Genomic DNA, 16,697 nt, shown 5'->3' on the forward strand with positions numbered 1-16,697 from the left:
AGGCCCCTTCGTCAGGGAAGGTTCGAGAGATGGCCGCAGGCCTTACAATGCACGGCGGATGGCTGCTGCCGCTGCAAACCGCAGTCACATCACAGGGAAAGCGGAATATGCAACAAGCAGCACGTTTGAGTGATTGCCGCCATTATAAGAACCTCGACTTGAATACTAATCGGCACACTGTGCCGCCCAAAGTGAAGCAGAGCGGTGCAGTGTGCCATGATGAGAGCCTATCAGCACATTCTCCTGCCTGTCAGGCGATGTGCATCAACATCTCCAACTCACCCAGTGCTGGTGAAAGTGGTTCGGGAAGTTGATCACTTGAAGCCTGCTCCAAGGGCGGCAACTGGAAGCCGACCGAGTCGGGCATCACAGGCATGGCGAAGCGTACTCCAAAGTTGAAATGCGTCGGCGTGCTGAACAGTGCCTTGGGAACGGCGATGCCGCTCTGCGCGTCCATGAACACTGGCAATCCGAGGTCCGCTTCGGCCGCAAAAGGCAGGTGTGGATCCGCTGCCGCACCATGACCCGCTTGCGAGAACGCTTCGAGGCCATTCAGCTCGGACATCGCCGAGATCATCATCGCGTATGCATCGTTCGGGGCCACATTCGCGAGATTCCAGGCGAATTTCTCGGCTGCTCCAGTTTGCATCGTGGCGGAGAAGGCGCTGTCCGTTTCGTGCGCGCCGAGGCCGGTGTCGGATTCGGCCGTCAGCGCGGACAGAGCATTCGGGCCGGGCTCGCGCAGGTCGAGAGTGAAGGAGCGCAGATCCAGCAGGTAGGGTGAGCCGGCCTGAGGCGTGCCGTTGAAGGTCAGCCGCAGGGTCTGCACCCCCTCTGCCAGGTTGACCCCGATCGGCGCCGAAGCCTGGAACGGCGCCGCGTCGAAGCTGGTGCCACCGTCCTGCAACTGTGCCGTGCCGAGCACCGTCGTGCCGTTGAGCGACACCGCGATGCTGGCGTTGCCGAGCGGCGTCTTGGCCAGGAAGCTCAGATCGTAGATGCCGCTGGTCGGAGTGTTGATCGTGTACTCCACCCACTCGCCCGGCCGAACGTAGCCGATGTCGTTCTGGCCGTTGACGAACTCGACCGCTTCACCGGCACGGAAGGTCGTGCCGCCGTCGCGTCCGGCATTGTCACTGTAGGCGATGCCCTGGCCGCCGGTGTCGAAGTTCGACGCGTCCACCGTCAGCAGGCCATTCGTGAAGGTCGGGGCCGTCCCGCCGAACGGGTTCTGAAGGCCGCCCGGCACGGCCGCGACGGCGACCGCGAGAGGCGTGGAGACGCTCGCCGCGCCGTCCGAAGCCGTCACCTGCAAGGTGAGCGAACCGGCGGTCAGGGGCGTGCCGCTGATGACTCGGGTCGCCGCGTTGAAGCTCAGCCCCGCCGGCAGGCCCGTGACGGTGTAGACGAGCGCGTCGCCGTCGACATCCGCGAAGGTACTGGCCGGAACGGTGTAGCTGAAGAACTGTCCCTGCGTCGCGCTGGCCCCCGTAAGGGGCTGCGCCACGGTCGGCGCCACGTTGGCGCGATCGATCGTGAAGGTGTCGAGGTCGAAGGCGCCGCCGCCGAAGCTGAGCCGGACCGTCTGGACACCAGCGGCCAGGCTGACCTGGACGGGTGCCGTGGCGGTGAACGAGGTGTAGTTGTTGGTGTCCACCACAGCGGCCGAGGCCGCCGTGACATAGGTCGCGCCGTTCTGCTCGAACGAGGCAGTGATGGTGCGTCCCGGATCGGGCGAGGCGGCGGCGAAGGTCAGCGTATGCACGCCGGCCCGCGCCACGTTGATCGTGTACTCGATCCACTCGCCGGCCGCGATGTAGCCCACGGCCTGGTTGTTGCCGACGACGTCGACGCCCTCGTTGCGGCCCTGGGAGCCGCCCTCGTCGTTCGCCGTCGTATCGTTGTAGGCCACACCCTGACCGCCGAGATCGAAGCGCGTGGCGTCGATCACTACCGGGGCCGCCCCGATCAGCGGCGCGGTGCCGCCGAACGGCGTCTGAGCCGTGTTCGTCGTGTCGAAGAAGTTGACGAGACCGTCGCGATCGCTGTCGTTCTGCAATGCGTCGTTGATACGGTCGCCATTCGCGTCGTTCACACCCGTCAAGACATGCGGCTTGACGTTTTTGATGACGAACATGTGGTCGTTGTAGTCGTAGTTTCCGGCGCCCGGATAGTCCTGGATGCCGATATACGTCCCCGCGATCACCGCTCCATTGGCATCGCGCGCTTCGAAGAAGCGGATCAGGTGGCCCTGGTCGTCGCCGACGAGTTGACCGAACTGAGGATCGATGCGGTTGGCGACTGGATCGGTCCAGGACGAGTAGGTCGGCCGGCCATCGACGGAGATGTAGAGGCCGAACGGCGTGCTCTGGTTGATGGTCCCGCGCGCCACGTTCGCGCCCGCGCCCGCACCGGTCACCAACTGGTCGGGCAGCACGGTCTGGCCCTGCTGATCGTCGTTGGCGAACAGGTTGGTGACCTGGGACGAGGCGAGGCCGTGGAAGCCGAGCCGCGCCACGTTGCCTTGGTTGAGGAAGGCCGCGACCTGGATGACCTCGACCGCCTTCGAAGCGTCGAGCCGCTCCAGGTAGGGCATCAGGACCTCGTTGCCGATGGTCTCGACGCGCCCGCCGTTCGCGAGGTCGCCCTGGGCCATGTCCGTGCTGTAGCCCAGCGCCTTGACGATCTGCGCGACCGTCGGCTCCGAGTTGTTCTCCGAGAACTCCTGGGCAAGACCGGCAAGCGCGATCACCTTCTCGCCCTGGGCGAAGTCGTTCGAGCGGATCGTCAGGGTCGACTCGGTGAGATCCGCGCCGGCGGACGTACCGCCATGCGTTCCGACGAAGCGGACCGTGACGGTCGCGCTCGCGCCCGCCGCGATCGAGGTTGGCGGCGTGCCGACAATCTGGAAGGCCGGGTTGCCGGTCGTCACGCTCTCGATCGTGAGCGCCGCGGCGCCGTCATTGGTGATCGTGAACGTCGCCTCGTTCCGGAACGCCTGCGAGGCGTTGGCCGGCGTGTCGATGTTGGTGAAGACGAGCCGGTCGCCGGCCGCCGCGTCGTCGAGTCCGGTCACGACCATGTGCTGGCCGAAGCCAACAGGCGCCACACCCTCGATGACGAACAGGTTGTCGTTATAATCGTAGTTGATGCCGGTATAGTCCATGATCCCGAGATAGACGTTCGGGATTGCGTTCCCTTGCGCGTCGAGCGCCTGAAACATCTTGACGGTGTGGCCCTGCTGCGCGCCGGGGACTTCGACGTTGCCGCGTGGATTGAGCCGCGGATCGGTGGAAAGTCCGGCGACCGAGATGCCGAAAACGTCGTTGCCGGCCCAGCCGTCCGGAATCGTGCCCCGGTCGAAGGTTCGCGTCGCGAACGTGGTGTCGTTGCCGGCGTTCGGCAGCAGGCGCTGATTGTCTGTTCCTTCGTGATTCCAGAATTGGAGGTTGGTCCCCTTGTTACCGGGATTGTGGATGTGCAGCGTCGCGCCGCCGGTACCGTGGAAGGCGGCGATCTGGGTGATCTTGGCCTGCGTGACCCCGTCCGCAATGCGCCAGTAGGGCGACAGCACCTCTGTTTCGTCGGTCTTGGAGAAGACGTCGTTGGTGCTCAGCACGGAGTTCTCGCCGCCGCCGCGCAAGGTCAGACCTTCGACCACATTGCCGAACCCGAAGATTTTCCAGATTTCGTTGACGTTCGGCTCCTGCCCGCTCTCATCCCGCGCCTGCCAGAAGCCCGCGAGATCGATCGTGGTGACCGGCGTGTCGGCATCGTTGGTGATGAGCTTCAGCGCCCCGGTGAAGACCGTGGAGGTTGCGTCGACGTTGGTGGTCGGCGGCGTGTAGGCGGCCCGGTTGAACAGCACCGTGACATCGACCGACTGACCAGCCGCAATGGCGAGCCCGTCGAGCTGGGTCGGGTTGGCGAGGACGAAGGGCCCGGTGAGGTCGTGGTCGGTGAAGGTCAGGGTTTCGGTGCCGGTATTGGTGATCCGAACCGTACCGGAGTCCTTGAAGTCGCGATCGGCATCATCGGGAGCAATCGCGTCCGGATCCTCCAGATAGCTGAAGTGCAGCCGGTTATCGTGGAAGGCAGGATCGAGGCTCTGGACCGCTATGTCGGCGTTCGGATTGCCCGGTGCCCGCCGTACGTCGAGGTAGTCGAGCGCGTTGGCACCCGGCGCCGTCGAGAGCACGCGCAGGTCGTAGGACGTGCCGGCTTCGAGATTGACGTAAACCGTCCGCTCGCCCGCCGTCCCGGCGCCCGGGAAGGTGACCTCCTCGATCGCCGCGCCGTTGAGGAACAGGCGCAGGGTCCCACCGTTGGCCGCACCGGCATTGGCCGCGAGGTCGAGGGCGTAGAGCCCATTCGACGTGACCTTGAAGTAGAACTCTACGGCTTGGCTGTTGAGGATGCGTGTCGAGCTGTCGGCGGTCTGCTCGAGCTCGATCCGGGCCTCGGAGGAGACGGGCACGTAATCAGGCTCGAACGGGGGAGCAGCGGTGCCGGTGGCGACACGAAGCTGATCGATGTTCGGACCGACGGCGTTCGGGGCCGTGACCGTGACGGTGTTGACGCCCTGCCGGAGGTTCACCAGAGCCGTCTGGAACTGCCAGGTGTTCTCCGCATCCGGTCCGAAGCCCTCGAAGTTGACTGGGCCGAGATTGATGCCGTTGACCGTGAGCGAGAGCGGGCGGTCCGCCTTCGAGGCGGCCAGCGCGTAGCGGAAGCCGATCTCGAACGAGCCGGCACTCGCCGCATTCACCGTCCAGGTGATCGATTGGTCGCCGGTCCCGTCGAAATCGACGAAGCCGGTGCCGACCTGGTTGCGGCTTTCCGTGACGACCTTGGCGCCGACGATCTGCGCCGTCTCCGCCTCGTAGAAGGTGTAGGGATCGCTCGGCACCGCTGCCTCGGGCACTAGAACCTCGATCTGATCGATGTTCGGGCCCGTCGCCGCGATTGACCGGAAGGTGATGGTGTTCAGGCCGGCGACCAGATTGGCGGGCACGTCGACCGTCTGCCAGACCGTCCACGCCGGGTCGCCCGTAACGCCGGCGGGCGGGACAAAGCTGACATTGCCGAGGCTGACCCCGTTCAGCACCGCCTCCAGCGGCCGGTCCGCGGTGGCACCGTTGGCGTAGCGAACTTTGATGACACCCGCGCCGGCCTGGGTGCTCGGCACCGAGAAGCTGAAAGTGACGAAGTCCGCGTTGCTGGAACCGAAGTCGGCGTAGCCGCCCGGTACGCCATCGGTGTTGCTGGTGTTTCCGTCGAGACCCACCGCGCCCGGACGCAGGCCGTTCACGTAGCCCGTTCCGCTCACGCCGGGTTCGGGGTTGGCCGCGCTGCGAATCTGGATCTGCGCGGCCGAGCCCGTCGCCACGGTGACGGCGGTGCCGTCACCCGGCGTGGTGTCCTCCGCCTGGATCGTCATCAGGGAGACGAGGCCGGTCGGGCCGGGGTTCTGTCCGGGGGTGAAGCTCGCGGTCGTGGAGGCGCGGTTGAGCGCGTCGTCCGTGACTTCGACCGTGGCGATCACCGGCCCCGTCACCGTGCCGAGATCAACGGTGAAGCGATTCTGAGCGTTGAGCGTGACGGTCTGGCTCGACCCACCGTTGAACGACACCCGCACCGCAGTGATGTCGCTGTCGAGCCCGTTGAGCTGGAAGACGGCCGCCGCCGGGTTGCTGACGTTGACGGCCACGAGCGCGAGGTCGCCGCCCTCGTCCGCCGTGAGGTCCTGCGTCACGCCGCCGGGGGCGGGGGTCAGCAGGATGAGCTGGCTCGCCCCCGTGCCGCGGTTCAGCGTCATCAGGTAGAGCTGACCGGTGACCGGGTTCTCGATGATGTCGAGTGGATCGATATAGTTGTTGATCACCGAACCGTCGGGCCGCCGCAGCACGTCGTCGCCGATGATCTTGCCGCTCGCATCGACTCGGATCGCGCGGACGTTGTCGCCGGTCGAGAACTGCGCGAACAGCACCGCACCCTTAAGGTTCGTGCCGAAGGCGCTGCCCTTGTACTCGATCGCTCCGTTGGGAGACTGGTTGCGGCCAAGGCTGTAGGCGCCGTCGATGTCATAGTTCGGGTCAGGCCGGACACCGGGATCGTAGCCGTCGGTGTTCGGATTGCCGTCCTTGCGATCGGTCACCTCGTTCTTGTCAACACCGGACGTCGGATTGCCGCCATTGAGGATGTACTCGTCGCGCAGGATGTTGGGGTGGCCGTAATATTTGCCCTGCTCGACGGTGAAGAAATAGTCGTCTTGAGTCGGCGAGTTGACGATGACCTGGCTGCCGGCTTGTGTCGGGTCGTCGAAAGTCTTGCCGCCCGACGCCGTGCCGTTTGTGGGCATGTAGAGGTGGCCGTTGGAGTGCCAGACGAGATCGTAGGCGTTGCGGATGCCGGTGGCGTAGATCTTGAGGACGGCATCCGCCGCATAGGGGTTGTAGAAGCCCGGATAGGTGCCGTCGCTATTGAAGCTCGAGAGCGGGTTCTGCGTGGTCGGAAGCGTCACCGGCTCCGTGCGCACGTCGAAGCCGCCGGCGGGTGCCTTGCGGGTCGGGTCGATCTCAAGAACGGAGGCATTGAGCAGCCGCTCGGGCCGGTTACCCCAGGCGCCGTCGGGCGCACCTGCAGCCGAGTTCGACCCTTGGGACAGGTAGAGGAGGTAGGCCGGCTCACCAGCCTGCCCCGCATCGGGGTTGGCGCGGAACTCCAGGCTGTTGGTGACGTGGTCACCGCCCGAACGCGGCAGACCGGTGATATAGGTCTCGGCGGTGGCACCCGTGAACGAACCGTTCTGTCCCAGGGTGATCTTGCTTACCCGGCCGGAGAATTCCGGCGTGTCGAACGCCTTGTTCTCGCGCGGGATCGGATAGTTGTCACTGATCCAAATCGTGTTCGGGTCGGTCAGGTCGAAGGTAAACCCGATGATTCCGCGCCGATCCTCGCCCGACTGCAGGTAGTCGAGGGTGAGGCTTTCCTTCGACGCCTTGTTGATCGAGCCGTCCTGGTTGACGCTCCAACGGAAAATCTCGCCCATGATGGTCGCGACGTAGAGTTTTCCGTCGGGGCCGAACTCGATCGAGGTGAAGCCCCCGGCGCCGTCGACGAAACCGTTGAGGAGCGTCGATGTCGTGAAGGCGACCTCGCGTGCCACCTCCGTCGGCGCCACGCCGGTCACGAAGGTCGTCGTGAGATCCTGCATCTGGCGGATGGCGGCTGCGGCATCCGTGATGCTGCCGAGGTCGAGCACGTCCTCGACCTTCAGGGTGTAGCTGGTATTGGCCTTCAGCGCCTGTAGCGGACGGATCGTCAGCGAATCGGCGCCGCCGGAGATCTGCACGTTGATCGCGACCTCCTGGCCGGTCAGCGTTTCGACGAGCTTGATACCCTCGACATGGGCGATGTTCGGGCCGCGGTGGTTCGGCGCCTGCACATTGACGCCGACGACGAAGCTCGACAGCGGGTTGATGCCGGTCGGCAGTTGCCCGTTCTCACCGAGCGCGATCGAGACCTGATCGTTCAGGTAGGCGGCGCGCGGCGCGGCGAAGGTCGAGTAGTCGAGATCCGCCGTCCGTCCGTCGGTCGGCGTGAGGTCGGGCAGGCGGTCGATCTCGAGATACTGGATCTCGGTGTTGGTGCCACCGATCGAGTCGATCGTCAGACGCCCGTCGGAGACCTGCACGATGCCGGTGACCAGCGTCGAGCGGAAGCCGCCGCCGTTCTGCGAGCCGTCGATCGGGTTGACCGGCACCCAGGAGGGCATGAAGCGCTTGCCCTCGATGTTGAGGGCGTAGTTGCTGTCGAAGGCGCCCGCGGTGTCGCCGATCGAAAGCTTGACCTGATAGGTCCCGTTGGCGAGCGCCATCTCCCAGGCCCGCGCCCCAGCCGCACCGGCGCCCGGATACTCGAAATGGGCATAGGTCTTCTGGAGGTTGGACGCGCCCGTGACGATGTTCTTGTACCAGTGGGCGTTGGCAGGCTGGGCGGCCGCGATGGTACCGTTGGCGGTGCCGTCGGCGACGCTCGCCTCGGTCACCCAGCCGTAGCTGAAGCCGTTGCCGCGGTCGCCGTAGGCGGCACCCGTGTCGGCGAGGTAACCGGCGGGCGTGACGTAACCGGCGGGCAGGCCCTGCGTGGTCTGCCCCGGGGCCGGCTCGAAGTTGATCTTGACGACCTGCTCGAACAGCTCGCGGCCGCGCGGGTCGACCGGGGAGCCGTCTCGGCTGATCGTGACGCTGTCGATGTTGGGACCGTTATCGATCGTGTTCGCGATTCTCACCGTGTTGGCGCCGGCCGCCAGATCGATCTCGACAGTCGCGGTCTGCCAGTTGTCCCAGCCGTTCACGCTGGTGCCGGGGAACGAGAGCGACTTGGTGACGCCGTTCACCGTCACCGTCATCGCGCGATCGACCTGCGGGTTGCCACCGTTCGAGTAGCGGAACGCAAAGGTGTAGGTGCCGGCTTGCGGAGCCGTGAGGTTGAACGAGGCCGCATCACCGGCCTGCGCGCCCATGTCGAGGTAGCCGGCACCGGTGAAGCCGTCCCACAGCCCGTCACCGTTGACGTCGCGCAGCAGCGGAAGGGTCGGCTCCTTGTTGGCGAGCGTGCGCGCCTGGGTGATCGCGTTGCCGGTTCCGGTCGTGTCGATCGGCGTGAAGGTCTCGGCCTCGATCGTGAGCAGGAAGGGCTGCGGCTGGCTCGGCCCGCTTCCCTGGTGGACGAAGCGGATCTCGTCGATGTTCGGCCCGGCAATCCCTCCGGTCGGGATCGCCAGCGCGATCGTATTCGCGCCGGCCTTCAGGGTCAGCTCGACCGTCTTCTCGACCCAGGATTCCCATCCGGACGCAGTCGCGCCGGTGCCGATCACCGGACCGGGAACGAAATCGACCGAGAGCGCCGTGCCGCCGTTGAGCCGCAGGTCGAGTGGCCGATTGGCTGTGCCGCCGTTGGCATAGCGGAAGGTGACGAGATAGGTGCCGGCTGCGGGCGCATCGACGTTCACCGTCATAGCGTCGCCCGCATTGGCACCGAAATCCATGTACGCGCCGCCGACCGCACCAGCCCGGTAATTGCCGGTCGCATCCGGATGGGCCGCGTCCACCACACGGGTGAAGTCGGTGTTGGTCGGAAGGCCGGTATCCTGGACTGTGACCTTCGTGGCGTCCTCGGCCTGGATTGTGAAGGGCGCCACCGTCACGGTGCCCCCGATCACGATCGACATCGAGGATGAGGCCACATTGCCGGCACCATCGGTCACGTAGACCCGCGCCGTGTAGGATCCCGCCGCGAGGCCGGAGCCGTCCGCGACGAAGTCACCGTCCGCATCGGGCCGGACGAGCGTGCGGGTGACGCCGTTGTCGAAGCTGATCTCGGTCTTGACGATATCCGCGTCGACGCCCGCGATCTTGAAGTTGATCGACTCCTTCGCCGCTCCCGTCAGCTCGCCGGTCGGACCGGAGAGGAACAGGGGGATGTCGTCGGCATCCGCCGAGACGTCGGCCGGTGCCTGCGGCTTGCTGAGCGTCAGGCTGTCGATGTTGGGGCCGTTGACGCGCCCGGCAGGGATCGCGAGCGAGAGGGTGTTCGCCCCCGCCGCGAGAGTGACGGTCACCGACTTGGTGACCCAGACGTTGAAGCCGTCGACCGCGGTCGTACCGCTCGCCGGCGTTCCGGTGCTCGCGAACTCGACCAGAGTCGCGGCTCCGGTGCCGACCGCCAGGTCGAGGGCCCGGGCGTCGCCGGACGCGTAGCGGATGGAAAGCTCGTAGGTCCCGGCCTCCGCCACAGTCACCACGAAGCTGGCCCGGTCCCCGGCATCGTTGCCGAAGTCGAGGTAGCCGGTCCCGGTATAGCCCGCCCGCAGCCCGTACTGGTCGAGGATCTTGGTGGCGCCGGGCGTCTCCGGATTCGCCGTCATGGTCCGCAGCAGCGTCGAGTTGGCATCGGGCGCCTGCGTCAGGGTGACGGTGGCAGCCTCACCCTGGATCACGATGGGCTCAAACGGCTCCGGAGCCCCGGGCTGCTCGACCGTGACCGTGAATGCCACGGGCGTCGAGGCGAGTTCGCCGTCGCTGGCGATGGCTTCGATCGCGTAGGCGCCTGGCGCAACGCTCGGCGCAACCCGCAGGACGTTGCCGTCGAGGACGATTCCGGTCGGCAGCGCGCCGCCACCCGCGAGACGGACGGACAGCGTCGTGGCATCACCCGCATCCGGGTCGGCGGCCGTGAGCACCGCGAGGCTGACCTCGCCGCCGGTGTCGCTCTGGAAGACTTGGGCCGCGATGGTGCCGGTCAGCGTCGGCGCCTCGTTGACGTCGGTGACCGACAGCGTAACCTGCGCGGTCGTTGTCGCGCCGCGGGCATCGGTGGCCACGACGCTGACGCTCGTGCCGTGATCCGTCTCGTGGTTGAGGCTCGCGCCGGCGGCCAGACGCAGCTCGGTCTGGCCGGTCGTGGTGTTTCGGACCACGACGAAGCGCGGATCCGACACCGTGAAGCTGACGGCGTCACCCTCCGCGTCCGTGGCCGAGAGCAGGCCGACGAGGGCGCCCGCGGCGTTCTCGGCCACCGCTCCCGTGAGGCTGATGCCGGTCGGCGCGGCGTTCGGAGCCTCGACGCGCTCGAAGGTGAAGCGGTCGATGCGCAGGGACTCGCCCCCGATCGCCTGGCCGTCGAGCGTCATGACGCTGCCGGCCTCGACGCGGACGATCGTGTCGAAGGTGATCGCCTTGAGGTTGCCCGGGTTCGCGGCCGTTCCGCGTGGCGCCAGCGGGTCGACGAACGTGCCCGGACCCGCGTCGTTAAGGACGACGGTCGAGGTTCCGCCGATCCGCAGCGGGGTGCCGTCGACCGAGAGCGTGAAGGTGCTGGCGCCGTCCGTCTCGTCGAAGACGTAGGCGGTGACCCGGTAGAAGCCGTCGGCGAGGCCGTTGGCCGCGAGGTTGGTCGAGACCGATCCGGCATCGCCCTGATTGAGCAGGATCAGCCGGTTGCCGGAGGCGGCGGTGGCCCCGGTGGCGAAGAAGCCGTCGGCGATCGAGATCCCCGTGAGGGCCTCGGCCTCGACCGAGACGACGTTGCCCGCGCCCGACGCCTCAACGACGAAGGTCAGGGTGAGCGTGTCGGACAGGCCGGTCGGATCGGTCGCCCGGACCTTCACGGCGAAGGTGCCCGACGCGATCGGGGTGCCGCTGACATAGCCCTCCGCGTTCACGCTCAGGCCCGGCGGCAGATCCTCGATCGTGAAGGTGAGTGCCTCGCTCTCGGGATCGCTGAAGAACGACGACAGTGCGTTGATGTCGAAGCCGGAAAAGGCCGTGCCGACGCGACCGAAATACGGTTCAAGCGCCACATCCTCGGCCACAGGTGCCTTGTTGACGTGCGTCACCGTCAGCGAGAAGTTGTCCTCCGCAAACGCCGTCCCATCGCTCGCCCGCACCGTGACGGTGAAGACGCCGTCGCCGAGGGCCGCGACATCGCCGGAAAGGATACCGTCGGTGATCGTCAGGCCGCTTTGCGGGACGACGACACCGGCCGCATTCTTCACCTCGAGCGTGTAGGTCAGCGCGTCGCCGTCCGGATCGAGGAACGGCAGGTCGATCTCGAGCGAGCCGGTCTCCGGGATCGTACGGTCGGCAATGCCGCCGCCGACCACCACCGGCGCGGCATTCGCGTCGGCCGCCTCCACGAACCGCATGTTCGTGTAGGTGGAGGAGCCTAGGTCCGGACGGCTGTCGTCGTCGTTGATGACGACCAGCGACGTCAGGGTCTTGCCGGCATGGGCGCCGAGGTCGATGACGAAGCGCACCGTCCCGTCGCCGTTCGGAGTGCCCGAGCCGCGCAGATCGATGAACCCGCCCTGGGTCTGGCTGCCGCCGAGCTGATAGATGCTGGCATCCGCGTCGAACGGATCCTCGTCGAGGTCGAAGCCGATCGCCACGATCTCCGGAAGTTCGCCTCCGGTTCCGACGCGCAGGTCGAATTCGAGCTTCGTTGCTTCCGTGATCGTGTAGCTGCCGATGCTGACGCGCTTCCAGAAGTTGCCGTCGAGCGTCAACGAATCGGGGGTGGCCGTGACCGTGCCGCCATCCTGCGGCCGATCCTGGGACGAGTAGGGCGTGATTGCCCCGAAGACGATCGGCACCGGTCCGCCCTCGGCGACGTCGGTGACGGAGACGCCGACGGTCCTGACAGTGGTGAGGCTGCCGTCGCTCACCGCCACCTCGACGTTGAAAATCTTTCCGGCGGCGAGCGCCTCGAAGTCTGGCGCAACCTTGAAGGTTAGCGCGCCCGTCCGGGCGTCGATCGCGAACAGACCGTTGTCGGTCGCCGCGTTCGCGGTCAGCGCGTAGGTTAGCGCGTCGCTGTCCACGTCGGTTGCCGACACGATGCCGACGGCCGTCTGGTTCTCCGCGGCCGAAAGCGCGGTCGTGGTGATCACCGGCGCCTCGTTGACGTTGGTGACCGCGACCGCGAGCGTCTCCAGGGTCCGTCCGGTGCCATCGAACGCCTCGACCTCAACCGTGTAGGGACCGGCGCCGCGCGCGCCCTCGAAATCGGGCGCGGCCTTGAAGCTCAGCGCACCCGTCCGCGCATCGATGGCGAATAGGGCGTTGTCGGTCGCCGTGTTCGCGGTCAGGGCGAAATCAATCCGGTCGCCGTCGAGGTCGCTCGCCGTCACCGTTCCGACAGTCACCGTTCCCTCGGCAACCGTGAAGCCGGCCTCCGTCACGACGGGTAGCGCGTTCGGGGCCGTGAAGGTCGCGGTCGAGCCCTGGCGCGTGATCGCGATCGCGTCGAGGTTGGGACCTGACGTGAAGCCCGCCGGAATCGCGAAGGCGATGGTGTGCGTGCCGGCGGCGAGCTGCACCGTGACCTTCTGCACGGACCAGTCATTGAAGCCGTCCGCTGTGCCGACCCCATCCGGATCGGTCGAGAGGAAGGGCAGGTTGGGCTGCGCCACGCCATCGAGCCGGAAGGCGAGCGGGCGATTGCCGGCGGAAGCATAGCGGATGTGGATATCGTAGCTGCCGGCTTCCGCGACGGTGAAGCTATAGCTCGCGGTGTCTCCGGGCGTGTTGCCGAAGTCGAGATAGCCGCTGCCGGTAAAGCCCGGCCGCAATCCGTTGACGAGACCGGCTGCGTTCGACGTCTCCTTGTTCCAGGGATTGCGGATGACGGTGTCGTTCGTGTCCGCGTCGGTGTCCACAATCGTCAGACGCCCGGCCTCGGCCTGGATCATGATCTGCTCGAAGGGCTCGGGCATGGGAGGAGCCTGGATCGTGAGGGTGAAGGGGACGGCGGTGGAGGTCAGTTGGCCGTCGGTCGCGAAGACCTCGACCGCGTAGGCGCCAGGCGCGACGCCTGCCGCGACGGTCACCGCCCCGCCGCTGAGCCTGATGCCGGAGGGCAGATCCCCTCCGCCGGCCAGACGCAGCCCGAGCGCGGGCGTGGTGCCGTCCGGATCGATCGCCACGAGGCCCGCCAGCGACACCGACCCGCCGCTCGCCGGAACGCTGACCGGAGTCAGTGCACCCGTCAGCGTCGGCGCCTCGTTCACGTTGGTGACGGAGAGCGTGACAGATTGGGTGAGCCCATCGACGGACACTGAAACTTCGGGCCGCGCGCCTTCGAAGTTCAGACTTTGCCCCTCGCGCAGCGCCAGTTGCAGCGCGCCCGCGCTGCCGATGACGTGGAACTTTGCGGCATCCGCGCCCGACACTGCAACGTCTCTTGGACCGTAGAGGCTGTCGATGTCGCTGATCGCGATGTTGGCCACGACTGCGCCGGACACGTTCTCGGCCACCGGCACGGCGGTCAGGCTCAGCGCGGTCGCGGCATCGTTCACCGCCGTGACAGCAACAGCGAGGGAAGCGGAGGCGGAGAGCGCGGGCGAGCCGCCGTCGGTGACGGTGTAGGCGATGTCCGCTTGGCCGTAGAAGTTGGCAGCCGGGGTGAAGGTGATGACGGTGCCGTTGACCGAGACCGTCCCCTGCTCAGTCGGAACCGTGGCCGTAACGGTGAGGGGATCGCCTGCGTTGGCGTCCCGGATCAAGCCGGCGACATCGATGGAGACGGTGGTGTCCTCGCGGGTCTCGGCAGTACCATCCTGAGCCGTCGGCGCGACGTTCGTCTGGGATGCAGGCGCGTCGTCGGACGGATCGTTGGCGACCACGAGCGTCACGGTCCGAGTAAGATCGCCGACCGTCACCGTGATCTCAGGCCAATCGCTTTCGAAATCCAGGGATACGCCGTCGCGCAGCGCCACCTGCAGGGCGCCATCGTTCATGATGACGCGGAACAGAGCGAGATCCGCTTCCGACAGGGCGACGTCGTCCGGGCCGTAGTTGGTGTCGATGTCGCTGATCGCGATGTTGGCCACGACCGCGCCGGGCACGTTCTCGGCCACCGGCACGGCGGTCAGGCTCAGCGCGGTCGCGGCATCGTCCACTGCCGTGACGGTCACCGCGACGGCGGCAGTGGCCGAGCGGACGGGCGAGCCGCTGTCGGTGACGGTGTAGGCGATATCCGCTTGGCCGTAGAAGTTGGCAGCCGGGGTGAAGGTGATGACGGTACCGTTGACCGAGACCGTACCCTGCTCGGTCGGAACCGTGGCGGTGACGGTGAGGGTGTCGCCCGCGTTGGCGTCCGCGATCAGGCGGGCGACGTCGATGGAGACAGCGGTATCCTCGCTGGTCTGGGCGGTACCATCCTGAGCCGTCGGCGCGAGATTCGGCGAGGGCGCGGGCGCATCGTCCGATGGATCGTTGGCGACCGTGAGCACGAAGGATTTTTCGACGGACAGGCCGTCTGCATCGGTCGCGACGAGCCGAAGCGGGATGCTGGAGCCCGCCTCGAAATCGAGGGCTTGGTCAGCACGGAGCTTGAGCTCGCCGTTCACGACTTCGAGGCGGGTGCTGACGCTCTCACCCTCAAAGACCTTGATGGTGTGTGCAGTGGAGTCGGCGTCGGTGACGCTCACGAGGCCGACCACGGCCCCGGGGAGGTTCTCACCCACTGTTAGCTTGGCGAGTGTGATGTCGGACGGGGCAACCGGCTCGGGCTCAAAGGCCTCCACCAGCACGAACTCGAACTTGTCGATGTTGGGTCCGTTCGTGCCAGAGAGGCGAAGAACGGTGGTACCCGCCTTGAGCGTCACATTTACGGTCAGGGAGGACTTTGCCCATCCTTCCCATCCAGTCTGGTCGGGCGCGGTTCCCACGTCACTTCCATCCGTAGGCCGCACCCCCGTTGCGAGATCCCCATAGAAGTCCGGGTAGGCCGTTGGAGCGATCGTGGGCGCAAGGGCGAATGTGCCGATCGCAGTCCCATCCTGATAGGTGAGCGTCAGCGGCCGATTCGTGGTGCCGCCGTTCGCGTAGGTGATGGTGATGCTGTAGTTGCCGGCCACCGTTGCGGTGACGGGGATTTCAAGGGTGTTGGCGGCCGAGCCCCAGTCGAGATAGGCATCGCCTTCCGCCCCGACACGGAAGGTTTCCGCCGGTGTTTTGGTGTTCAGGAATGAGAGCGTCATCGGCCGGTTGACTGCCGTCGATGTCATATCGATTGGCACGGACTTCAGCAGATCCTCGGCCTGGATGACGATCCGGTGCGGATCCGGGCTGCGGATTTCCAGGTAATCGAGGTTCGGCCCACTGAAGCCGGTCGCCGTCAGGCGGACCGTCTGGGTGCCGGCCTCCAAAAAGACGCGCGTGACGGTCTCGCTGTAGGTCGTGTTGGCGCCCGTGTTCTGGAAATCGAACAGACGATCCCAGACCTTTCCGTTCACTTCGAGACGCATCGGCCGGTTCGAAGCCGCCGTCGAGAAGAACGCGTAGCCGAACGCGAGATCGTAGATGCCCGCCGCGGGAACGTCGAACGACCACTGCAGGTACTCGCCCGATCCGGCGTTGAAGTTGTTGTTGAATCCCGCGAAATCGACGTAAGCGTCCCCGTCGGCAGCCTCGGCGTTCGGCCGGTCGCTCGCGCTCGCGTTCGCCGTCGTCACCACCACGGGGGTCGACGTCGTCGTGCCGCCGCCGACATTCCCGCGCGTGACGCCCGTGGTTGCCTCGGCCTGAAGGCGCAGGGTCTGAATCACCGGCAGCACCGCGTCGGCCTGGGGCGCCGCTGACTCACTGCCTTGATCGGCAGCGATGGCCAGGCTGCTCGTCATACGCGCACCCGCCGAGCCGCTACCTCCCTTTCCCGAGCTGACCGCACCGGGGATGGAGGCCGCTGACGCCGCCTCGAAGGTGTCGTCGGCTACTTCGGGAGCAGGCGCCGAGACGCGGCCTGAACTCTGGATCAAGCTGCTCGAGCCGACTTTGGGGGCCGGTGACTCCACCGCTTCGACCAGCGTCGGACCCGTATCATCGCTGACATACGCCCGTGCCGAATGGGTATTGCGGCTCTGTGGAACCGCCGACGAGCTCGGCGGAGCCGATGGAAGATCTTCGACCTCAAGGGACACAGAGCTTCCCTGGGCGAGGGGCGCCTTCGGCAGAGCGGGCGGCTGTACGGCGGCCGACGCCTGCCCGATGGCGTTCTTGCCCTCGTCGAGGGCGAGCACCATGGCTCCGGAGGCCAGTGCCAGGACCGCTTCCGTCTTGTTGCCGGACTTGCCCTTGCCAAGCTTGTTGCGCGCCATGATTGGCTCCCGTGTCTGCGTGCGGAGCGTGGTC

Annotated in this window: 1 protein-coding gene; it reads right to left on the reverse strand. The window is 66.6% G+C overall.

The window, feature by feature from the left end; genetic code table 11:
- Positions 1–250 precede the first annotated feature (250 nt).
- The gene (locus HNR01_RS01195) at positions 251–16,663 is read right to left on the reverse strand and encodes a carbohydrate-binding protein (RefSeq protein ID WP_183666114.1); all 16,413 of its coding nucleotides are present in this window, start codon (positions 16,661–16,663) and stop codon (positions 251–253) included.
- Positions 16,664–16,697 lie beyond the last annotated feature (34 nt).

It is taken from the genome of Methylorubrum rhodesianum, assembly GCF_014199985.1.
Taxonomy (GTDB): Bacteria; Pseudomonadota; Alphaproteobacteria; order Rhizobiales; family Beijerinckiaceae; genus Methylobacterium; species Methylobacterium rhodesianum.

Excerpts from the sequence above, each read along its gene's own strand:
- HNR01_RS01195 (WP_183666114.1), bottom strand. The coding sequence starts at position 16,663 with ATGGCGCGCAACAAGCTTGGCAAGGGCAAGTCCGGCAACAAGACGGAA.